Consider the following 20,151-nt stretch of genomic DNA (forward strand, 5'->3'; position numbering starts at 1 on the left):
GACACAGCCCCGACGACACAGCCCCGACCGACCCGGAGGCGACACCGTGACCAGCACCGAGGACCCCACCACGACCCCGCCCGTGGGCGGCGCAAGCACCGCGCCCGGCACCACCGCGCCCACCACCGCCGCGGCCGCCGCCGCGCGCGGCTGGCTGCCGTGCGACGTCGACGAGCTGCGCGCCACGTTCCTGTTCGAGCACCTCACCGACGACCAGCTCGCCTGGCTGTGCGCGACCGGCCACGTCGAGCGGCACGACGCGGGCTGGCTGCTGCACGAGGGCGCGTCCGCCGAGGCGTTCTACGTCCTGCTCGACGGCGGCGTCGCGCTCTACCGGCGCGTCGGCGAGGACGAGGTCGAGGTCTCGCGCACCCGCCAGGTCGGGGTCTACCTCGGCGCCTGGAACGCCTACCTCGGCGACCGGCTGCCCCAGACCTACCTGCACTCGGCGCGCGCGCTCGAGCCCTCGCGCTTCTTCGTGCTCGCGGCACCCGACTTCGCCAAGCTCATGACCGAGTGGTTCCCCATGGCGGTGCACCTGCTCGAGGGCGTGTTCTGGGGCACGCGCGACGCGCAGCAGCTCGTCGGGCAGCGCGAGCGGCTGCTCGCGCTCGGGTCCCTGTCCGCGGGCCTCACCCACGAGCTCAACAACCCCGCCGCGGCCGCCGTGCGCGCCACCGGGACCCTGCGCGAGCGCGTCGCGGCCATGCGGCACAAGCTCGCGCTCATCGCCGACGGCCCCTACGACCGCGCCACGCTCGCCGAGCTGATCCGGCTCCAGGAGGAGGCGCTCGAGCGGTACGCGGACACGCGCACCGCGGACGCCGTCGGCGCCCTGGAGACCTCCGACCTCGAGGACCGCCTCACGGACTGGCTGGACGACCACGGCCTGCCCGAGGGGTGGCGGGTCTCCCCCGCGCTCGTCCAGGCCGGCATCGACGAGCCGTGGCTCGACCGCGTCGCCGGACGGGTCGACGCCGGCGCGCTCACCGGCGCGGTGAGCTGGCTCGCGTACACCATCGAGACCGAGCAGCTCATGGCCGAGATCGAGGACGCCACCGTGCGCATCTCCTCCCTCGTCGGCGCCGCCCGCCAGTACTCCCAGCTCGACCGGGCGCCGTTCCGGCCCGTGGACCTGCGCGAGCTGCTCGACTCCACCCTGACGATGCTCGACCACACCCTCGACGGCGTCGACGTCGTGCGCCGCTACGACCCCGACCTGCCCCCCGTGCCCGTGTACGCCGCCGAGCTCAACCAGGTGTGGACCAACCTCGTCGAGAACGCCGCCCAGGCCATGGCCGGCACCGGCACCCTCACCGTCACCACCCGGCGCGTCGACGACCACGCCGAGGTCGAGGTCGCCGACACCGGCCCCGGGATCCCCGACGACGTGCGCCCGCGCATCTTCGAGCCGTTCTTCACGACGAAGCCCGTCGGCCAGGGCACCGGGCTCGGCCTCGACATCTCGTGGCGCATCGTCGTCAACAAGCACCACGGCGACCTCGCCGTGACGTCCGTGCCGGGCGACACGCGGTTCGTCGTGCGGCTCCCGCTCGAACCCGCGCCCGTCCCCACCTCGCCCACCTCACCCAGCTCGACCGACGCGCCCGACGCGCCCGACGGCCGCCCGTGACAGCCGCCCCCGCGGCGGGGACCTCGCCCGTCGGCGAGGAGCGCCACGCCTCCTGGCTCGAGCTGTTCTTCGACCTCGTCGTCGTCGCGGGCATCGGCATGCTCGCCCACCTCCTCCAGGAGGACCACGACGGCGGCGGGCTCGCGCTGTACGTCGTGGCGTACACGGCCTTCTGGCTCGTGTGGGCGTGCTTCACGACGTACGGCAACGTCGCGGGAGAGGGCGCGCGGTCCCTGCCGATCCTCGCCGGGATGGCCGCGCTCGCCGTGATGATCGCCGCCGTCCCCGGCATCCACGACGAGCACGCCCGGGCGTTCGCCGTCGCCTACGTCGTGGGCCGCCTCGTGGCCGCACGCCCGTGGCGGCGCACGACCGTCGTCGTGGACCTGCCCGTCGTGCAGGCGCTCGCCGGCGTCGTGCCGTGGGTCGTGTCGTGGTGGGCCGACGGCCAGACCCGCTACGTGCTGTGGGGCGTCGGCCTCGCGATCGACCTGGTGCTGCTCCTCACGCTCTCGGGCGAGCGGCTCGTGCGGCGCGCGCAGGAACGCCTCGACGAGGTCCGCGAGCGCCGGGGCCGGGGTCGTGCGCTCGGCGGTCGTCGTGCACGACCGGGCGCGCCGGACCGCGGGCGACGGCGCGACCTGGAGGTCCCGACGACGGTCGACGCCGCCGCGAGCGACGTGCCCCACCTCGGCGAGCGGCTCGGGCTGTTCGTCATCATCGTGCTCGGCGAGGGCCTCATCCAGGCGATCGACGCCGCGAGCGAGGCCGAGTGGGACCGCACCCTGCTCGTGGCGGGCGCGGGGGCGTTCACCCTGCTGGTCGGGCTGTGGGCGCTCACGGTGCGCTCCGGGTACGCGGGCGTGGCGCTCCTGCGCCCGGCCGGCGTGCCGCCCCGGGTCGCGTGGTTCCTGCACCTCGTGACGACGGGGGCCCTCGCCACGCTCGCGGGCGCGCTCGGCGGCGTGCTGGACCGCCCGGCGCGCGCCCTCGAGCCGGCCGAGCTCGCGCTGCTCGTCGGGGCGTTCGCCGTCCACGGCCTGGTGTCCGCGGGCGTGCACGCCGTGCTGCGCGACGTCCGGACCGCGCTGGTCCTCGCCGTGCCCGTCGTGGCCGCGGGAGCGGTCGCCGCGTTCGCGGGCGGGTCGGTCTCGGCCGCCGGGCTCGTGTGGGTCCTGTCGGGCGCGCTGCTCGTCCAGCTCTCCGGTGCCGGCCGCGCGCACCGGCCGACGTCGGGCGACGCGGCGGGCACGCACCTCGGCACGGGGCCGGGCGCCGAGCCGGGCGCGGCGGCGTCGGACACGGGCGCGCGGGACGACACCTGACGCCGCCCGGGCGCAAAACCGTGGACGTCGCGCGCTCGCGGGCATAGCCTCATGGCGTCCGGTCGAGACCCGCCCGGACGCTCGACCATGACGACCGGTGAAGGGCAGGTGGACCCGCGTGACGCACGAGCGGTCCGTCGACCCGTCCCGAAGGGCGCTCCTCAGGTAGACGACGTGCGTCGTCCACCTGCAGAGCCGTCCTGGGGCACCGTCCTGGGGCGGCTCTCGTCGTCCCGGGGCACGGCACGCGAACGCACGACAGGAGGAGCGACGATGAGCGAGGTGGTCATCTACAACCTCGGCGGCAGCCAGGTGCTCGGCCGCGTGTCGTTGGGCCACGCGATCCGCATGCTGCACCGGCAGGTCGCCGAGGTGCTGGAGGCCGTCGAGGGCGAGACGTTCGGGCCCTACCAGCGGCCCCGGTCGGTCGCGCTCGTGCGGTACGTGCACGCGCGCTGGGTGTACGAGCGCCAGGGCCGCGTGCCGTACTCGCGCGCCGCGCTCCTGCGCCGCGACCGCTACCGCTGCGCGTACTGCGGCGGGACCGCGACGACGATGGACCACGTCGTCCCGCGGTGCCAGGGCGGCACGACGACGTGGCTCAACGCCGTCGCCGCGTGCGAGCCGTGCAACGCGGCCAAGGGCGGGCGCACCCCCGAGCAGGCGGGTCTGTCGCTCCTGTCCGAACCGTTCGAGCCCGCGTTCCGCGACATCTACCCGTCGGCGCCCGCCCCGCGCAGACGCTGACGGGTCACCGGCCGGCGCGCCCGGCCGGTCACGGGCGGCCCGGCCGGTGGCGGTGACACCGGCCGGGCCGGCCGCGTCGTGCGGTCCTGCGACAGCGCGGGGCGAGGTCCGGGACACCGGCCGCGCCCCTCCCTCCAGGTGGAGCCGGTCCGCGCCGCGCACCCACCTCGGGTCCCGGGCCGCGCGAGGGAGCCCACGATGGCGACGGTCCGGATCGGGACGTTCAACGTCGAGAACCTGTTCGAGCGGCCGCGCGCGATGGCGGGCCCGCTGACCGCGGGGAACGCGGTCCTGGCGGCGCACGCCCGGGTCAACGCCCTGATCGCCGAGGAGCGGTACGGCCCCGACGTCCGCGCCGAGATCCTGGAGCACCTGGAGACGCTCGGCCTGCTGCGCGCCGACGCCGCCGCGCTCGCGGTGCTGCGCCAGGTGCGCGGGCGGCTCGTGCGTCGCACCGGCTCGCAGGCCGCCGGGACGGCCCGCACCGAGGTGGTCGCGACCGGGCGGGGCGACTGGGTCGGCTGGGTCGACCTCGTCAAGGACCGGGTCGACGAGCTCGCGATGGCCCACACGGCGCGCGTCGTGGCCGACGTCGGTGCCGACGTCCTCGCCGTCGTCGAGGCGGAGAGCCGCGTCGCGCTCAAGCGGTTCACCGACGCGGGCGTCACCCGCTCCGGGCGCGCGCTCTACCCGCACGTCATGGTCATCGACGGCAACGACGACCGCGGGATCGACGTCGGGCTGCTCACGCGGCGGCCCTACGAGATCGGGACGGTGCGCTCCCACGTCGACGACCGGGACTCGCGCGGACGCCTCGTCTTCGGTCGTGACTGCCCCGAGTACGTCGTCGCGCTGCAGGGCGGCGGCACGCTCACCGTGCTCGTCAACCACTTCAAGTCCAAGGGGTACGGGACGCAGGCCGAGTCGGACGCGACCCGGCGCCGCCAGGCGACCCGCACCGCGGCGATCTACGCGGGTCTGCGCGCCCGCGGCGAGGAGCACGTCGTGGTCGTCGGCGACCTCAACGACACACCGGGGTCGGTGCCGCTGCGCCCGCTCCTCGAGGGGACCGACCTGCGCGACGTGAGCGTGCACCCGGACTTCCGGGGCGACGGGCGTCCCGGGACGTACGGCAACGGGACCGCGAGCCAGAAGATCGACTACGTCCTGCTCTCCCCCGCGCTGTTCGAGCGCACCGTCGGCGGGTCGGTCTTCCGCCGGGGCGTGTGGGGCGGGAAGGACGGGACCCTGTTCCCGCACTACGACACGATGACGTCGCCCGTGCACGCGGCGTCCGACCACGCCGCCCTGTGGGCCGACGTCGACCTCGCGTGACGGGCCCGGCCGGGCGCCCGGGGCGGTGGGCGCCCGGCCGGGGCGTCAGTCCGCGCGGGCGAGGGCGATCGTCGTGGAGCCGCGCTGGCCGGCCTCGTAGAACATGTGCAGGCGGCCGTCGACCTCCACGAACGACGGCGCCGCGGCGCGCCCGTGGTCCGGTGCGGCGGACCCCGAGTCGTACAGGACCCCGAGGTGGTCCTCGCGGTCGAAGCCCGTCCCCACGCGCGCGACGTGGATGTTGCCCGAGCCCGCGTGGTAGACGACGTGGCCCCCGCCGTTGCGCGACCAGTAGTGCGCCCCGGAGACCTGCCCGCCCTCCCCGGCCGCAGGCGTGATGAGCGGCTCCGGCTTGACCTGCCAGCCGGACGTCAGCGACTGCGACCAGCCGACGTAGATCTTCCGCGTCCCGCCGTGGTTGCCCATCAGCAGCATGACGTAGACCCCCGACTGCGTCGGGTGCGGGAAGACGCGCGCGTACGACGTCTCGCTCACGCCCGGGAGCATGTACGTGCCCACGACCCGGTTGTGGTACGTGAAGCTGCGGCCGTCGGCGGAGCTCGCGACCCGGGTCGTGTGGTTCTCGCCGTGGAAGAACAGGTAGATCCGGCGGTCCGCCGGGTTCCAGAACGCGTCGGGGCTCGACACGTGGCTCACGTCGAAGCCCGCCCACGTGCGCGGGATGATCGGGTTGGCGGGGTGCTCGCGCCACGGGCCGGTGACGGAGTCCGCGTAGGCCAGGCAGATGCCGCCCGGGGCGTCGTGCGGGGCGTAGTACATGTACCAGCGGCCGAGCGGGTTCTCGACGCGCCCGGCGACGTACCGGACCGAGGGGAAGATCAGCTCGTTCGTCGGGTTGTACCGCAACGTGCTCCGGTCGAGCGGCTGCCCGAGGTAGCGGAACGTCGGGAAGCCGGGCACCGCCGCGTGCGCGGGCGCCGGGGCGGCGATGCCGCCCACGGTGCTGGCGAGCGTGCCGGTCGCGGTCGCCGCGCCGAGCACGACGGCACCGCGCAGGAGCGCGCGACGGGTCAGGGGACGAGGGACGGGTGGGCGAGGGTCGTCCGGCATGCTGCCTCCACGGTGAGAGAGCGGGTGGGACGGCAGCCACTCTCACGACGGCCCGTGACCAGGGTCAACACGATAATGAGAACTGCCGAACGGCCCGACGGCGGGCGCCGTCCGGGAGCGGGCCGACCCGGAGGCCGCCCGCCGACCGATGAGTCCGCGCACCGCCCCGGGTCTCCCCCTCGACCGCGCAACAGGGACGAGGAGGATCCATGGCCAAGGTGATCGCCGGGGCGACGGTGTCGCTCGACGGGTTCGTGCAGGACGCCGCCGGGAGCAGCGCCGCGCTCTACGCGGACTTCGACACGCTCGTGGGCAGCGACTACATGCGCCGGCTCCAGGACGAGACCGGCGCCGTGCTCATGGGGCGACGCACGTTCGACGGCGCCGAGGACCCCGACAGCTACGCGGAGGACTACGAGTTCCAGGCACCGATCTTCGTCGTGACGCACCACCCGCTGCCCGTCGCGCCGCGCCGCAACGAGCGGCTCTGGATCGAGTTCGTCACCGACGGTGTCGAGGAGGCGGTGCGCCGCGCCGTCGAGGCCGCTGGCGACCGTGACGTGACGTTCGTGGGCGGCGCGGACCTCTTCTGCCAGCTCCTGGCGGCGGACCTCGTCGACGAGCTCGCCGTCGACGTCATGCCGGTGCTGCTCGGCGGCGGCGTCCGGCTGTTCGACGGCGGCGTCCCCGCCACCCTGGAGAAGGTGAGCGTCGACGAGGTGGGCGTTCGCACCGCGCTGCGCTACCGGGTCGTGCGCGACCGCTGATCCGGCTCAGGCGCTCAGCCGCTCGGCGGGGCGAGCCGCCCGGGTCCCGCGTCCCGCGTCCCGCGGCGCGCGGTCGAGGACCGCCAGGGGATCCCGCGCGAGGTCGGCGACCGGCTGCCCGGTCTCCCGGCTGAGGGCGCGCAGCAGGCCGGCCCGCGTGGCGTAGCCGGCGGCGCGCGCCGCCGCGTCCAGCTGCGAGCCGCCGCGCAGCCGCGCGATCGCGACGTTGAGGTGGGCGCGCGTTCGCCAGCGCCCGAACGGGAGCCCCGTCTCCTCGACGAAGAGCCGCTGGACGTGGCGCGCGCTCGCGTGCCGTCGGTCGGCGAGCTCCTCGAGCGTCGCACCCCCGCGTCGGGCGTCCTCGGCCACGGCGCGCGCGACCGGGTGCGACGGGAGCGTCAGCACGAAGTGGTCGCCCGCGACCCCGCGGAGCACCTCCTCGAGGGCCGCGCGGAACGGCGCGACCTGCTCCGGGGTCGCCGGTCCCGCGCAGAGCACGGCGGTCAGGACGTCCGTGACGGCCGGCACGACGCCGAGCCGGTGCACCCGGACGGGGGGCTCGACGCCCGGCGAGAGCACCGGTCCGAGGGCCATCGCCCCGCCCGGCAGACGCACGGAGTGCGGCACGCCGGGGGCGAGCCACACGCTCTCGTGCGTGCGCAGGGTCAGGGGCGCGCCGTCGGCCACGAGCTCCGCGGTGCCCGCGACGACGTGGACCAGGTGCGGCTCGTCGTGCGCGTGGGTGTCGTGGCCGAGGAAGCGGACGGCGTTCTCGGGGACGACGGCGCCCAGCGCGGTCGGGGTCATGCGGCGCTCCTCTCCTCGGCCGGACCCTCCGGTCCGGCCGTCCTGCGGGACGACCTCGGACGTATCCCGCGGCGCACCGTGCGGACGTCGCGCGCCCGGTCGTGTCGCGTCCGGGAGCGTCCGTGTCATGTCCGGGCACGGCACGGCGCGTAGGTGTGGTTAGCCTAACCTCGCGAGGTGCGCCCCGGTGACGCCGTGCGGCCCCCGCGTCCCTGCTCCCGAGTGCGAGGTCCCATGCTGCCGTCCCGCCGTCCCACCCGCCGCCCCCTCACCGCGCTGGCCGCGCTCGTCGCCGCCGCGACGCTCGCGCTCTCCGCGTGCTCCGGCGGCACCACCACGTCCGACGCCGGGGCCGAGGGCTCCGGAGAGCCCACCGGCTCGCCCGCGGCGGAGCGCGTCGTCGCCACGGACCAGGGCGACGTCACCGTCCCGACGGACCCGCAGCGCGTCGTCGTGCTCAACCACGCGCTCGCCGGGTACCTCTACGCGCTCGACGTCCCGGTCCTCGCCACCGTGCCCGAGGTGACCGACGACCCCGAGCCGGCCTTCTCCCCGCTCTGGGCGCAGGAGGCCGAGGCCGACGGCACGGAGCTCCTGGAGTGGAGCGCCGACGGCTTCAACCTCGAGGCGATCCTCGCGCTCGAGCCCGACCTCATCGTCGGTGGCGGGTGGGGCTTCCCGCTCAAGCAGGCGACGGACGTCTACGACGGACTGAGCCAGATCGCCCCGACCGTCCTCGTGAGCGGCACGTACACGACCTGGCAGGAGCAGCTCGCGTTCCTCGCGGAGGACGTGTTCGACGACGCGGCGACGTACGAGGAGCTCGCCGCCGGGTACGAGGACCGGCTCGCGGAGGTGCGCGACGCGATCACCGTGCCCGCGGGCGAGACGGCGTTCCTCGCCCGCACGGCGGAGGGCACCACGTACGCCCTCCAGGAGGGCGAGGGGCTGCCCGCGATCTTCGAGCGGCTCGGGTTCGCGGTCCAGCCGATCCAGGAGCAGACCGGCGCCGAGCCGTACACGCCGGGCGGTGACATGTTCGAGGTGTCGGCCGAGCAGGTGACGTCGGTGGTCACCGCGCCGAACGTGTTCGTCATCGGCTTCAACGGCGCGGAGGTCGACCTCGACGCGCTCGCCGCCGACCCGGTGTTCGCCGCGCTGCCGTCGTTCGCCGCCGGGACCGCGCACGAGCTGCCCACGTGGACGATCCGCAGCGACTACCACGAGGCGATGGCCCTGCTCGACGTCGTCGAGGAGCAGTTCTCCTGATGGCCCAGCACCGCCTGCGCACCCACCCCCTCGTCCTGCGGCGCGTCGAGGTCGCGCGCGTCGTCGACGTCACGCCCCGCATGCGCCGCGTGACGCTCGTCGGGCCGGAGCTCGGCGCGTTCGAGCGCGACGGCCTGCCGATGCCGGCGTTCGACGCCCCGGGGTTCGACGACCACGTGAAGCTCGTCCTCGCGTCCGACGGCGACGTCGCGTCCGCGCTGCCCGTGCAGCGCGCGCACGGCATCGACTGGCCGCCCGCGCCGAACCGGCAGGGTCGGGACTACACGCCGCGCCGCTGGGACCCGGTGGCGGGCGAGCTCGACCTCGACCTCGTGCTGCACGGCGACGGGCCCGCCGCCGCGTGGGCCGGGGCGGCGCGCCCCGGTGACGCCCTGTGGTTCGTCGGCCCCAAGGCCTCCACCGTGTGGCCCGACGACGTCGACTGGGCCCTGCTCGCGGGCGACGAGACCGCGCTGCCCGCGATCGGCCGCTTCCTCGACGAGCGCCCCGTCGACGTGCCCGTGCAGGTCGTCGTGACGGTCGGCGACGCGTCCGCGCGCCAGGACCTCGCGCTGCGCGACGGCGACACCGTCCGCTGGGTCGTCGCGCCCGAGGGCGATCGCGTCGCGCTCGGCGAGGCGGTGCGCGCGATCACGTGGTGGCCCGGGCGCGTCTACGCGTGGGCCGCGAGCGAGAGCCGCGCCCTGCTGCCGGTGCGCCGCCTCCTCACGCGCGAGCGCGGCGTGCCCCGCACGCACGTCGACGTCACCGGGTACTGGCACGCGCGGCCGGCGCCCTCGGGCGCGAGGCCGGGCGACACCGCGGGCAGCACCGTCGGCGACACCTCGGGCGGCGCCCCGGGCAGCACCGCGAGCGACGTGCCCGGCAGCACCGCGACCGGCACCGTCCCCACGGCACAGCCCGCGGGCGTGCCGTCCCCCGTGCCGTGGTTCGCGACGCGCGCCGCGCTGCAGCTCGGGCTGCTCGACGCGCTCGGCGACGGCCCGCGCGACGTCGCGGCGCTCGCCGACGCGGCCCGCGTCGCGCCCGCGGCGGTCCGGGTCCTCGTGGACGTCCTCGCGGCGTCGGGGGTGGTGACCCCCGACGGTGACAAGGTGGGCCTGGCCGACGCCGGCGAGGATCTCCTCGACGACGAGCACGCGCGCGAGGAGTACGAGGGCCTGGAGGCCGACGCGGTCCTCGCGCTCGCCGCGCTCGCCCCGGCGCTGCGCGAGGACGCCCCGGCGTGGGCGCGCTCGCGCGGCCGGACCCTGCGCGCAGAGGTCGAGGCCGACGCCGACCTCGCCGCGGAGGTCGTCGAGGGCGCCGACGTCCTGCCCTACGTGCTCACCGGCCTCCCGACGTGGTCCGTGTGGTCGGGCGCGCGGTCGGTGGCCGTCGGAGGGCCGGGGGCGCTCGTCGTGGCCGACCTGCTCGCGGACGTGCCCGGTGACCGCACGACGACGCTCGTCGAGGACGCCGTGCCGCTCGCCGTCCTGCGCGAGCAGGCCGGCACGGGCTCGCCCCACGCCACGTCCGGCTCCTGGCCCGGCGCCGACCTCGCGGTGTGCGCGCTCGGGACCGGGCACCGCACCGACGACGAGGTGGTCGCGCTCCTCGCCGCGATGGGGGCGTCCGCGCGTCGGGCCGTGCTCGTCGAGGACCTCACGCCGGACGGCCTGAGCCCGCACGCGCACGAGCACGCGCTGCTGTCCCTCGCGACGACGGGGTCCGGACCGCGCACGCCCGACGACGTGGCGCGGCTCGCGGCGCGCGCCGGGTGGCGCGTCGTCGGGCACGACGCCCTCGGCTGGGGCGTCGCGCGGGTCGAGCTCGCCCGTTGACCCGCGGCACGGCGGGGCGGACCGCGCCGCGGTCCGCCCCACCGCTCAGGACCGGCGTGCCAGGCTCGGCGCGGCCGCCGCGACGAGCAGCGCGGTGGCCGCCGCGAACACGACGACCATGAGGCGCAGCGGCTCGACCGTGAGCGAGACCCCCAGGAGCAGCACGGGGACGGCGAGCCCCAGGTACGCGACGAGGAAGACCCCCGCAAGGACCTCGCCCCGGCGGCCGGGCTCCGCCAGGGCCCCCGCCGTCGCGAGCGCGCCCCGGAAGAGGATGCCCACGCCCGCGCCCGCGACGACGGCGCTCGCCACGAACCCGGGCAGGCTCGCGGTGCCGACGGAGACGGCGAGCACGGCGAGCCCGGTGAGCGTCAGCGTGACGGCGAGCGCGACCTGGCGCCGGCGGGCGAGCCGGCCCGTGGCGAGCTGCGCGACGGCGGCCGCGGCGAAGACCGCGGCCGAGACGAGCCCGGCGACGAGGCGCGACTCCTCGTGCATCACGGTCGCGAGCACGCTCGGGGTGAGGGACGTGAAGAGGCCGAAGACCGCGAAGCCCGCGAACGCGGCGGCCGCCGCGGCGACGAAGGTGCCGCGCCCGCCGCGCGGCACGGCGACGCGCTGCGGGCGGTAGCGGTACGGGGCGGCGGCAGGCGGCACGGTCTCGGGCACGAGCGCGGCGGCGAGGACCGCCGCGGCGAGCAGGACGGCGAAGGCGACGTACGGCGTCGTGAGCGGCGCGGGCGCGGCCTGGGCGAGCAGCCCGCCGACGAGCGGTCCGAGCGCGAGGCCGCCGATGTTCGCCAGGCCCGCGACGGCGTTCGTGTCCGTCGGGCCGCCGGGCCGGGCTGCCGCGCGGAGCTCGGCGAGGTGCGCGGTCGCCGTCGCGGTGACGGCCCCGATCCCCACGCCCGAGACGAGCCTCGCGACGACGAGGCCGCCCAGACCGTCCAGCAGCAGGAACAGCACGGCCGCGACGAGCTCGGCGACGAGGCCGAGGACCAGGACGCGGCGGCGCCCGAACCGGTCGCTGAGGTGCCCGACGAGGTACAGGCTCGCGGCGACCCCGACGGCGTACGCGGCGAAGACGACGGTCACGGCGACGGTCGGCAGGCCGTCGCGCGCCTGGTACAGCGGGTAGAGCGGCGTCGGGACCGTCGAGAACGCCATGGCCGTCGCGAACGCGAGCGCCACCACGAGGAACCCGGACCGGTGCGAGACGAGCGGCCGCGTGCGCCGCGCACGCGGCGGCCGGGAGGACCGCTGCGCGTCGTCCGGTCGCGCGGGTGCGGGGCGGGTCGGAGGTGCCGAGGTCGTCGCCATGCGTCCACCGTGCGCCTGTGCTCCTGATCGTGTCCAACGACTTGTACCGATCCTCTTGATCGATGTCAGCGATAGGACGTCGTAGGGTGAGCGGCATGGAGACGCGCCAGCTCGAGTACTTCGTCGCCGTGGCCGAGGAGCTGAGCTTCACGCGCGCCGCCGCGCGCGTCTTCGCCGTGCAGTCGAGCGTCTCGGCGGGCGTGCGCGCCCTGGAGGCCGAGCTCGGCGCCCGCCTGTTCGAGCGCACGCGGCGCTCGGTCGCGCTGACCTCGCAGGGCGAGGCGCTGCTCCCCCGGGCCCGGGCGGTGCTCGACGCCGTCGACCAGGCCCGTGCCGCCGTCGCGCCCGGGCCGCACCACGTGCGCGGCACGGTGCGGCTCGGGGTGTTCACGAACCTCGGGTACCTCGGCCTGCCGCGCACCCTCGCCGCGTTCCGGGACCGCCACCCCGGCGTGGTGCTGCGCCTCACCCCGTCGCCCGCCGGGTCGACGGGCCTCGGGGAGGACGTGCGGCGCGGTGTCGTGGACGTCGCGTTCACCGGGCTCGGGCCCGAGGACCACCCCGGTCTGCGGTACACGCGCCTCACGTCGTCGACGTTCGTCGCGGTGCTGCCCGCGGGCCACCCGCTCGCCGGGGCGCGGTCGGTGGCGCCCGGCGACCTGGCCGACGAGCACGTCGTGACGACGCCGCGCGGGTTCGGCAACCGGGTGGTCGCCGAGCGCGCGTTCGCGCACGCGGGCGTCGCGCCGCGCGCGGACACGGAGGTGGCCGACGTCGGCGACCTGCCCGCGTTCGTCGCCGCCGGGTTCGGCGTCGCGGTGGTCCCCGCGGACATGTACGAGCCCGCGCCGGGCGCGGTCGCGGTGCCGCTCGACGCGCCGGAGGCGTGGTCCCTCGGGCTCGTGACGCGGCCGCACCCGGGCGCGGCCGCCGCGGCGCTCGTCGCCTCGCTCGTCGCCTCGCTCGCCACGGGTCGGGAGCAGGCTCCGGCGGGGTGACGGGCCCCCGCGCCCGCGGACCCTGCGCCCGCAGACCCCGCCGGGCCGCGCTGCTAGCATCGGCGCGTGCTCATCGAGGTCGACAGACTCTAGCCGCCGAGCCGTCGGCGGCCCGTCCCAGCGCACCCCTCGCCCCGCTCCGCCCCGTCGGAGCCCTCGTCGGCGACCCCTGCCCGGCTCGTGCCGCGGCCTCGGCGTGCCTGGACGACGCCCCACCGCTCCCGCCACCGGCGGCCCGTCCGCGCGCCCGCGCGACGACAGCCGCCCGACCTTCCCGGCACGACCACGCCCGCGGCACCGCGGGCCGAGGAGCACCCCCATGTCCACCCTGCACCGGTCCGCGGTGACGCTGACCGACCTCACGTTCGAGTGGCCCGACGGCACCGTCGCGCTCTCCCACCTCTCCGGCACGTTCGGCACCGGCCGCACGGGCCTCGTCGGCGACAACGGCGCCGGCAAGTCGACGCTCCTGCGCCTCGTCGCCGGCCTGCTCACGCCCACCTCCGGGCGCGTGACGACCACCGGCGACGTCGCCTACCTCCCCCAGACGCTCACGCTCGGCCGCGACGCGAGCGTCGCGCGCCTGCTCGGCATCGACGCGACGCTCGACGCCCTGCGCGCGATCGAGTCCGGCGACGTCGACGAGCGGCACTTCGACGCCGTCGGCGACGACTGGGACGTCGAGGCGCGCGCCGCCCAGGCGCTCGCCGAGATCGGGCTCGACGGCGTCGGCCTCGACCGGCGCGTCGGCGAGCTGTCCGGCGGCGAGGCGATGCTCGTCGCGATCAGCGGCCTGCGCGTGCGGCGCGGCGCGATCACGCTGCTCGACGAGCCGACGAACAACCTCGACCGTGCCACCCGGGCCCGGCTCGCCGTGCTCGTCGACGACTGGCCCGGGGCTCTCGTCGTCGTGAGCCACGACCTGGAGCTGCTCGAGCACGTCGACGAGACCGCCGAGCTGCACGCGGGCGCGCTGACCACGTTCGGCGGCCCGTACAGCGCGTGGCGCGCGCAGCTGGAGGTCGACCAGGCCGCGGCGGCGCAGGCCGCGCGGAGCGCCGAGCAGACCCTGCGCGCCGAGAAGCGCCAGCGCGTCGAGGCCGAGACGAAGCTCGCGCGCCGCGAGCGGACGGCGCGGACCGCCCAGGCGAACCGCACCGGGTCACGCATCTCCATGGGGCTGCGCGCGTCCGCGGCCCAGGTCTCGGCGGGCTCGATGCGCCAGGGCCTGGACGCCAAGGTCCAGGCCGCCCAGCAGGCGCTCGACGCGGCGGCGGCCCGGGTGCGCGACGACGAGCACGTGCACCTCGTGCTGCCGGACCCGGACGTCCCGCGCGGGCGTCGGCTCGCCGAGCTGCACGGGACGAACCGCACGGTCGTCGTCCAGGGGCCCGAGCGCGTCGCGCTCGTCGGGGCCAACGGCACCGGCAAGACGACGCTCCTGGAGAACCTGCTCGCCGGGCGCGCGCCCGAGCCGGGACGCGCCGGCGGGACGCTCCTCACCGACCGCGTCGGCTACCTCCCGCAGCGGCGCGACGGCCTCGACGACGCACGCAGCGCGCTCGACACCGTCCGCGACGGCGCCCCGGGCGTGGCGCCGGGCACGGTCCGCAACCACCTCGCGCGCCTGCTCTTGCGCGGGTCGGCCGTCGACCGCCCGGTGGGCACCCTGTCGGGCGGCGAGCGGTTCCGCGTCGCGCTCGCGCGGCTCCTGCTCGCCGACCCGCCCGCGCAGCTCCTCGTGCTCGACGAGCCGACGAACGACCTCGACGTGCGCAGCGTCGAACGGCTCGTCGAGGCGCTGTCGGGCTACGCGGGCGCGCTGCTCGTGGTGAGCCACGACGACGGGTTCCTCGCCCGCCTCGGGGTCGACGTGCGGCTCGAGCTCGACCGGGACGGCGGGCTCCACGAGGTGGCGCCGGGCGCGGAGCAACCCGCCCGCTGAGCGCCGGTCCGGGGCGGCCCGCTCGACGGGTCGCCCCGGACCTCGGACGATGGACCCAGGACCACCGGCCGGGAGGGGACCGTGGGCTGGTACACCGAGCACGTCGTCGACACGGGCCGCGCCCCGGCGCTGTTCGCGCTCGTCGGGTTCGTCGTGACGTTCGTCGTCGTGCGGTCGATCACGCGCCGCATCCGCGCCCGCACCGAGGCCGCCGCGGCGACGACCACGCGGGCGCCAGGGCACGAGCCCGCGGACGACGGCCGGCCGCCGTCGCGGCGGTCCCTCCTCGGGGACGTGTCGATCGGGGGCGTCCACGTGCACCACCAGGTGTGGGGCATCCTGCTCGTGCTGCTGACCGGCATGCTCGAGTTCCGCTACTCTCCCGGGCACCCGTGGTCGGAGGTGCTCGCGCTGCTGTTCGGCGCGGGCGCCGCGCTCGCGCTCGACGAGTTCGCGCTGTGGCTCTACGTCGACGACGTCTACTGGGCCGAGGAGGGCCAGCGCTCGATCGACGCGATCCTCGTCGGCGGGGCCCTCGGCGCGGCGCTGCTCCTGTCCGCGTCACCCATCGGTGTCACGTCCGACGACGCGTCCGGCGGCTGGCTCGCCTACACCGTGACGGTCGTCGTGCACCTCGCGCTCGCGTTCGTGTGCGTCCTCAAGGGCAAGCTCGCGACGGGCCTGGTCGGCGTGGTGGTCCCGGTCGTCGCGCTCGTGGGCGCGGTGCGGGTGGCAAAGCCGTCGTCGTTCTGGGCCCGACGTCGGTACGGTCGCCGGCCGCGCCGGCTCGCCCGCGCGCAGGAGCGCTTCGGGGCGCGCTACCGGGCGCGCAGGGAGCGCGTGCGGAACCTCGTCGGCGGCCGCGCCGACGACGACCCGCCGTCGGCGTAGGCCGGGGTCGTCAGGGCAGGTCCGGCGCGGCCCGCACGACGGCGACCATCGCGGCGGTCGCCGCGGCGTCGGCGTCGGCGTGCCGCCAGCCCGGGCTCACGGCCCGCGCGTGGTCGTTGAGGGCGGCGAGCACGTCGAGCACCGCGACGCCCAGGGCCCGCGCGTGAGGCGTGAGCCCGCCGCGGATCTTCAGCTGGCCGAGCACGATCGCGATCTGCGCGCGGGCTTCCGCCGCGAGCGCCGCCTCGTCGACGTCGCCGCCCCGGAGCCGGTCCGCGGCGCCCTGCCGCCCGGACGCCCAGACGTCCTCGGGGACGCCGAGGTCCCACGCCGCCAGGAGGCCGTCGACGAAGGCGGGCAGCGCGTCGTCGCGCCCGTCGGCGGCGTACCACTCCTCGAGGTCGCGCAGCGCGTCGTGCCCGGAGTCGTTGCCGAACGGGGCGAAGTCCGCGCCCTCGTCGTAGAACGGCTCCGGCGCGAGGGACACGAAGGCGGGGTGGCTCGTCGCGGGCGACAGACCCTCGTCGGGGTCGTCGAGGAACAGCGTCATGGGGGCGACCCTAGACCGGCGCGGGGCGTGCCGTCGCACGCGCCCGTCGTCGGGGCGGAGGCGCGCGACGGCGGTGCCGCGCCGCGGGAATCCCCTCGATACGCAGGCCCCGGACGTGCCAGGGTGGGCGCATGACCGACGCCACCGACGAGCGCCCCGACACCCTGGAGCGGGTCGCGTGGCCCGTGCGGACCGCTCGCCTGACGCTGCGGCGCGCCCGGCCGGACGACGCGGACGCGCTGTTCGCCTACCGCGGCCTGCCCGAGGTGGACCGGTGGCTCACGCAGCGGTTCACGGCGGTCGAGGAGTGGCGCGAGCACCACGTCGAGCCGGGCCGGCTCGCGACGACGCTCGTCGTGGAGCGCGAAGGTGCCGTGGTCGGGGACCTCTACCTCGCGGTGCGCGACGGCTGGGCGCAGCGCGACGTCGTCGACCGCTCGCACGACGACGAGGCTGAGATCGGCTGGGTGCTCGACCCGGCGCACCAGGGGCTGGGCTACGCGACCGAGGCTGTGCGCGCACTGCTGCGGGTGTGCTTCGAGGATCTGGGGCTGCGGCGCGTCGTGGCGAGCGCGTTCCTCGCGAACGAGCCGTCGTGGCGGCTCATGGAGCGCGTGGGGATGCGGCGCGAGGGCGTGGGGGTGCGCGACTCCTTGCACCGGGACCTGGGCTGGGTCGACGGCGTCGTGTACGCGCTGCTGGCCGACGAGGCGCGCGCGGGCGCTTGACCCTGACGCGACGTCAGGGCGCAGGCTGCCCGCATGACCGACACGTTCCCCGCCTTCGACCTCTCCCCCGTCCCCGCCCCGGGGCCTGACGCCGTCGCCCCGGAGCCGTTCCGCGGCATCTACGGGATGCCGCAGTTCGTGACCGTCCCGACGGACGACCTCGCGGCGTCCGTCGAGCTCTGGACGCACGGGCTCGGGTTCTTCGACCTGTTCTCCGTGCCGGGCGGCATGGTGCACCTGCGGCGATGGGCGTTCCAGCACGTGCTCCTCGTCCCGGGCACCCCCGCGCCCGACCTGCCGGCCCTGACGGTGAGCTTCTCGTGCGTGCTGTCGCAGGTCGACGCGATCGTCGCCGCGTGCGAGGCCGTGACGCCCGGCTGCACGACGGGCCCGCGCGAGATGCCGTGGGGGTCCGTCGAGGTCGAGGTCCGCACGCCGGAGAACGCGCGCGTCGTCATGACGGCGGCGCGCCCGTTCGTCGCCGGGAGCGACCCCGCCCGGTTCCTGGAGGGCATCGGGATCGAGGCGCCCGCCCCGTGAGCACCGCGGCTCCGCGGTGGACACTGGGTCACGTGACCACCGACCCGACGCCCGGCCGCGGCGCCGACCCGCTGACGGTCGGCGACGCGGCCGCGGCGGCGGGCGTCACCGTCCGCACCCTGCACCACTGGGACGCGGTCGGGCTCGTGCGCCCCTCGGCACGGACGCCGGCGGGCTACCGGCTCTACGCGGCGGCCGACGTCGCACGGCTGCGGCGGGTGGTGGCGTACCGGGAGCTGGGCGTGGCGGTCGAGGACGTCGCGGCGCTCCTCGATGCGACCGGCGACCAGGCGGTGGACGCGCTGCGCAGGCACCGGGCGCTGCTCGGCGAGCGGATCGCCCGGATGGAGCGCACCGCCCGCGCGCTGGACCGCCTCGTCACGGCGCGCGAGCGCGGGCTCCTGCTCACGCCCACCGAGCAGGTCGCGCTGTTCGGCGAGGGCTGGGACCCGGCGTGGCCCGGGCAGGCGCGCGAGCTCTGGGGCGACACCGCGCAGTGGGCGCAGTACGCCGAGCGGTCGGCGGAGCGCACGCCCGAGGACTGGCAGCGCCTGGCCGACGACGTCGCAGCCCTGGAGACCGACCTCGCGGCGGCGTGCCGCGCGGGCGTCGACCCCGCGTCGCCGCGGGCGGCCGCCCTCGCCGAGCGGCACCGTGCCTCGATGGGCGCGCACTTCGACTGCCCGCCGGCGCGGCACGTGTGCCTCGCGCGGCGGTTCGTCGACGACGCCGGGTTCCGTGCCCACTACGACGGCCTCGCCCCGGGCCTGGCCGCGTGGCTGTGCGCCGCGGCCGAGGCGAACGCGCGCTCGCACGGCGTGGACCCGGCGACCGCGACCTGGGACTGACCCCCTGCGCCGTGCCGCAGGGGCACGGCGGACGGACGCGCGCGACGGCCACGTCGGGGGGCGCGACGACGAGCGCGGCGGGAGGCGCGACCACGAGCGCTCCCGGCGGACGGGCGTGCGAGCGCGACACCAGGGTGTGAGGCTGTGATCCCCGCCGCCGCACCACCCTCCCAGGAGCACCACATGCCCGCCACCCCCGCCCCCATGGCGGGCCCCTCCCTCGCCGCCCCGGCACGCGGCGCGATCCTCGCGGGCGACGCGGTCCGGGCCGGTGCCGCGCTCAGCGTCGTCGTAGCCGGCGCGACGCTCGACGGCGTCGGCGTCGCGCTGTTCCTGCTCGTGCTCGGCGGGACGATGGTGCCGCGCGCCCTCGGGGTCACCGGCGTGCTCGACGTCGGCTACGGGGCCGCGCTGCTCGCCTCCGCGTGGGCCGCCCAGCTCGAGTGGTACCGCGCGGTGCCCTGGCTCGACCTACCCGTGCACGCCGTGTGCACCGGTCTGATCGCGGCGCTCGCGACGGTGACGCTCGTCCGCGTCGGGGCGCTGCCCTCCCCGCACGCCGACGACCGACCGTGGCGCACGGGCGTCGTCGTGATGACCACGGGCCTCGGGGCGGTCCTCGCGATCCTGTGGGAGCTGGGCGAGTGGGCCGGGCACACGTTCCTCGACGACCGGATCGGCGTCGGCTACGGCGACACCGTCACCGACCTCGCGACCGGGCTGCTCGGCTCCGTGGTCGCCGGGGCCCTCCTCGCGCGCGGCACCGCGGTCCGCCAGGACCGGCCGTGACGCCCCGCACCGCCCCGACCGTGTCGGTGGTCGTCCCGGTCCGCGACGACGCCGCCGCGCTCGACCGCTGCCTGGCGCGCATCGCGCGGCAGACCGTCGCACCGCTCGAGGTCGTGGTCGTCGACAACGCGTCGCGCGACGACTCCGCGCTCGTCGCGCGCCGCTGGGGCGCCGTCGTGGTGCGCGAGGAGCGCGTCGGCATCCCGGCGGCCGCCGCGACCGGGTACGACGCCGCGCGCGGCGACGTCATCGCGCGGCTCGACGCCGACTCGCTCCCCGACCCGGGGTGGGTGCAGCGCGTCGTCGACCGCATGGCCGCCGACCCGACGCTCGACGCGATGACCGGCACGGGCACGTTCGACGACCTGCCGCGCGGGGCGCGCGCCGCCGTGGCGATCGCCTACCTCGGCGCGTACTACGTGCTGTGCCACCTCGCGCTCGGCCACACCGCGCTCTGGGGCTCGTGCATGGCCCTGCGCCGCTCGGCGTGGACCGCCGTGCGCGACGCCGTCGCGCGCGACGACCCGGAGGTGCACGACGACCTCGACCTGTCGTTCCGCCTCGGCCCGGGCCGGCGCACGGTGCTCGACCGGTCGTGGCGCGTCGGGGTGTCGGCGCGCTCGCTGCGCGGCCGGCGCCAGCGACGTCGCCGTATGGACCGCGCGTGGCGCACGCTCCGCGTCAACTGGGCGGTCGCACCACCGTGGGAGCGGTGGCGCGACCGCTGGCGCTGACGCGCACGGA

Annotated in this window: 19 protein-coding genes; 15 read left to right on the forward strand and 4 right to left on the reverse strand. The window is 76.8% G+C overall.

What is annotated here, in order from left to right; all coding sequences use genetic code 11:
- The first annotated feature begins 46 nt into the window (after nucleotides 1-46).
- The 4 genes from BJP59_RS08205 (at nucleotide 47) to BJP59_RS08220 (ending at nucleotide 5,040) form a co-directional block, all read left to right on the forward strand.
- Nucleotides 47-1,633 (forward strand): ATP-binding protein, encoded by a 1,587-nt coding sequence (locus BJP59_RS08205; protein ID WP_228485342.1) that lies wholly within the window; start codon nucleotides 47-49, stop codon nucleotides 1,631-1,633.
- Nucleotides 1,630-2,958, forward strand: coding sequence for a low temperature requirement protein A (locus BJP59_RS08210; protein WP_194522670.1), 1,329 nt, complete (start codon nucleotides 1,630-1,632; stop codon nucleotides 2,956-2,958). Before BJP59_RS08205 ends, BJP59_RS08210 begins: the two co-directional genes overlap by 4 nt.
- Nucleotides 2,959-3,231: 273 nt before the next feature.
- Nucleotides 3,232-3,705, forward strand: coding sequence for an HNH endonuclease (locus BJP59_RS08215; protein ID WP_194522671.1), 474 nt, complete (start codon nucleotides 3,232-3,234; stop codon nucleotides 3,703-3,705).
- A gap of 198 nt (nucleotides 3,706-3,903) precedes the next feature.
- Entirely contained in the window at nucleotides 3,904-5,040 is a 1,137-nt protein-coding gene (locus BJP59_RS08220) for an endonuclease/exonuclease/phosphatase family protein (protein ID WP_194522672.1), read from the forward strand.
- Between the two features lie 45 nt (nucleotides 5,041-5,085).
- On the opposite strand, the gene BJP59_RS08225 is transcribed toward BJP59_RS08220, so the two are convergent.
- Complete coding sequence (locus BJP59_RS08225; protein WP_194522673.1) at nucleotides 5,086-6,111, reverse strand: hypothetical protein; 1,026 nt, start codon at nucleotides 6,109-6,111, stop codon at nucleotides 5,086-5,088.
- A gap of 209 nt (nucleotides 6,112-6,320) precedes the next feature.
- Between BJP59_RS08225 and BJP59_RS08230 the strand changes: the two genes are divergently transcribed.
- A complete protein-coding gene (locus BJP59_RS08230) occupies nucleotides 6,321-6,878 on the forward strand; it encodes a dihydrofolate reductase family protein (protein WP_194522674.1) in 558 nt (185 codons plus the stop codon).
- A gap of 6 nt (nucleotides 6,879-6,884) precedes the next feature.
- On the opposite strand, the gene BJP59_RS08235 is transcribed toward BJP59_RS08230, so the two are convergent.
- The gene (locus tag BJP59_RS08235; protein WP_194522675.1) at nucleotides 6,885-7,685 is read right to left on the reverse strand and encodes a helix-turn-helix domain-containing protein; all 801 of its coding nucleotides are present in this window, start codon (nucleotides 7,683-7,685) and stop codon (nucleotides 6,885-6,887) included.
- 234 nt (nucleotides 7,686-7,919) lie between these two features.
- On the opposite strand from BJP59_RS08235, the gene BJP59_RS08240 reads away from it, so the two are divergent.
- Complete coding sequence (locus BJP59_RS08240; RefSeq protein ID WP_194522676.1) at nucleotides 7,920-8,954, forward strand: ABC transporter substrate-binding protein; 1,035 nt, start codon at nucleotides 7,920-7,922, stop codon at nucleotides 8,952-8,954.
- Nucleotides 8,954-10,798, forward strand: coding sequence for a siderophore-interacting protein (locus tag BJP59_RS08245; RefSeq protein ID WP_194522677.1), 1,845 nt, complete (start codon nucleotides 8,954-8,956; stop codon nucleotides 10,796-10,798). Before BJP59_RS08240 ends, BJP59_RS08245 begins: the two co-directional genes overlap by 1 nt.
- Before the next feature lie 45 nt (nucleotides 10,799-10,843).
- On the opposite strand, the gene BJP59_RS08250 is transcribed toward BJP59_RS08245, so the two are convergent.
- Nucleotides 10,844-12,118, reverse strand: coding sequence for an MFS transporter (locus tag BJP59_RS08250; RefSeq protein WP_194522678.1), 1,275 nt, complete (start codon nucleotides 12,116-12,118; stop codon nucleotides 10,844-10,846).
- Nucleotides 12,119-12,213: 95 nt separating this feature from the next.
- On the opposite strand from BJP59_RS08250, the gene BJP59_RS08255 reads away from it, so the two are divergent.
- The 3 genes from BJP59_RS08255 to BJP59_RS08265 all read left to right on the forward strand — a co-directional run bounded on the left by BJP59_RS08255 (nucleotide 12,214) and on the right by BJP59_RS08265 (nucleotide 15,952).
- The gene (locus tag BJP59_RS08255) at nucleotides 12,214-13,116 is read left to right on the forward strand and encodes a LysR family transcriptional regulator (protein ID WP_076404835.1); all 903 of its coding nucleotides are present in this window, start codon (nucleotides 12,214-12,216) and stop codon (nucleotides 13,114-13,116) included.
- A 319-nt stretch (nucleotides 13,117-13,435) separates the two neighbouring features.
- A complete protein-coding gene (locus BJP59_RS08260) occupies nucleotides 13,436-15,061 on the forward strand; it encodes an ABC-F family ATP-binding cassette domain-containing protein (RefSeq protein WP_194522679.1) in 1,626 nt (541 codons plus the stop codon).
- Between the two features lie 81 nt (nucleotides 15,062-15,142).
- Entirely contained in the window at nucleotides 15,143-15,952 is an 810-nt protein-coding gene (locus BJP59_RS08265) for a hypothetical protein (RefSeq protein ID WP_194522680.1), read from the forward strand.
- Nucleotides 15,953-15,962: 10 nt separating this feature from the next.
- Here the strand turns inward: BJP59_RS08265 and BJP59_RS08270 are convergent, their stop codons facing one another.
- Nucleotides 15,963-16,502 (reverse strand): hypothetical protein, encoded by a 540-nt coding sequence (locus tag BJP59_RS08270; RefSeq protein WP_194522681.1) that lies wholly within the window; start codon nucleotides 16,500-16,502, stop codon nucleotides 15,963-15,965.
- 131 nt (nucleotides 16,503-16,633) lie between these two features.
- On the opposite strand from BJP59_RS08270, the gene BJP59_RS08275 reads away from it, so the two are divergent.
- From BJP59_RS08275 to BJP59_RS08295, 5 genes are all read left to right on the forward strand, one after another.
- Complete coding sequence (locus tag BJP59_RS08275) at nucleotides 16,634-17,230, forward strand: GNAT family N-acetyltransferase (RefSeq protein WP_194522682.1); 597 nt, start codon at nucleotides 16,634-16,636, stop codon at nucleotides 17,228-17,230.
- 33 nt (nucleotides 17,231-17,263) lie between these two features.
- Nucleotides 17,264-17,770 (forward strand): VOC family protein, encoded by a 507-nt coding sequence (locus tag BJP59_RS08280; protein WP_194522683.1) that lies wholly within the window; start codon nucleotides 17,264-17,266, stop codon nucleotides 17,768-17,770.
- A gap of 32 nt (nucleotides 17,771-17,802) precedes the next feature.
- Nucleotides 17,803-18,618: a MerR family transcriptional regulator gene (locus BJP59_RS08285; protein ID WP_194522684.1), complete on the forward strand. Its 816-nt coding sequence runs from the start codon at nucleotides 17,803-17,805 to the stop codon at nucleotides 18,616-18,618.
- A 183-nt stretch (nucleotides 18,619-18,801) separates the two neighbouring features.
- Complete coding sequence (locus BJP59_RS08290) at nucleotides 18,802-19,407, forward strand: hypothetical protein (RefSeq protein ID WP_228485343.1); 606 nt, start codon at nucleotides 18,802-18,804, stop codon at nucleotides 19,405-19,407.
- On the forward strand, nucleotides 19,404-20,141 hold the full coding sequence (locus BJP59_RS08295; protein WP_194522685.1) for a glycosyltransferase family 2 protein: 738 nt from the start codon (nucleotides 19,404-19,406) through the stop codon (nucleotides 20,139-20,141). The genes BJP59_RS08290 and BJP59_RS08295 overlap by 4 nt, the downstream gene beginning before the upstream one ends.
- The last annotated feature ends 10 nt before the right edge of the window (nucleotides 20,142-20,151 follow it).

This window comes from Cellulosimicrobium sp. JZ28, from assembly GCF_015327065.1.
GTDB classification, from domain to species: Bacteria; Actinomycetota; Actinomycetes; order Actinomycetales; family Cellulomonadaceae; genus Cellulosimicrobium; species Cellulosimicrobium funkei.

What these genes read in the sequence shown, in the direction of transcription:
- BJP59_RS08270 (WP_194522681.1), bottom strand. Translation starts at nt 16,502, where the DNA reads ATGACGCTGTTCCTCGACGACCCCGACGAGGGTCTGTCGCCCGCGACG.
- BJP59_RS08290 (WP_228485343.1), top strand. Translation starts at nt 18,802, where the DNA reads ATGCCCGCCACCCCCGCCCCCATGGCGGGCCCCTCCCTCGCCGCCCCG.
- BJP59_RS08245 (WP_194522677.1), top strand. Translation starts at nt 8,954, where the DNA reads ATGGCCCAGCACCGCCTGCGCACCCACCCCCTCGTCCTGCGGCGCGTC.
- BJP59_RS08225 (WP_194522673.1), bottom strand. Translation starts at nt 6,111, where the DNA reads ATGCCGGACGACCCTCGCCCACCCGTCCCTCGTCCCCTGACCCGTCGC.
- BJP59_RS08230 (WP_194522674.1), top strand. Translation starts at nt 6,321, where the DNA reads ATGGCCAAGGTGATCGCCGGGGCGACGGTGTCGCTCGACGGGTTCGTG.
- BJP59_RS08275 (WP_194522682.1), top strand. Translation starts at nt 16,634, where the DNA reads ATGACCGACGCCACCGACGAGCGCCCCGACACCCTGGAGCGGGTCGCG.
- BJP59_RS08280 (WP_194522683.1), top strand. Translation starts at nt 17,264, where the DNA reads ATGACCGACACGTTCCCCGCCTTCGACCTCTCCCCCGTCCCCGCCCCG.
- BJP59_RS08235 (WP_194522675.1), bottom strand. Translation starts at nt 7,685, where the DNA reads ATGACCCCGACCGCGCTGGGCGCCGTCGTCCCCGAGAACGCCGTCCGC.
- BJP59_RS08260 (WP_194522679.1), top strand. Translation starts at nt 13,436, where the DNA reads ATGTCCACCCTGCACCGGTCCGCGGTGACGCTGACCGACCTCACGTTC.
- BJP59_RS08240 (WP_194522676.1), top strand. Translation starts at nt 7,920, where the DNA reads ATGCTGCCGTCCCGCCGTCCCACCCGCCGCCCCCTCACCGCGCTGGCC.
- BJP59_RS08255 (WP_076404835.1), top strand. Translation starts at nt 12,214, where the DNA reads ATGGAGACGCGCCAGCTCGAGTACTTCGTCGCCGTGGCCGAGGAGCTG.
- BJP59_RS08215 (WP_194522671.1), top strand. Translation starts at nt 3,232, where the DNA reads ATGAGCGAGGTGGTCATCTACAACCTCGGCGGCAGCCAGGTGCTCGGC.
- BJP59_RS08250 (WP_194522678.1), bottom strand. Translation starts at nt 12,118, where the DNA reads ATGGCGACGACCTCGGCACCTCCGACCCGCCCCGCACCCGCGCGACCG.
- BJP59_RS08220 (WP_194522672.1), top strand. Translation starts at nt 3,904, where the DNA reads ATGGCGACGGTCCGGATCGGGACGTTCAACGTCGAGAACCTGTTCGAG.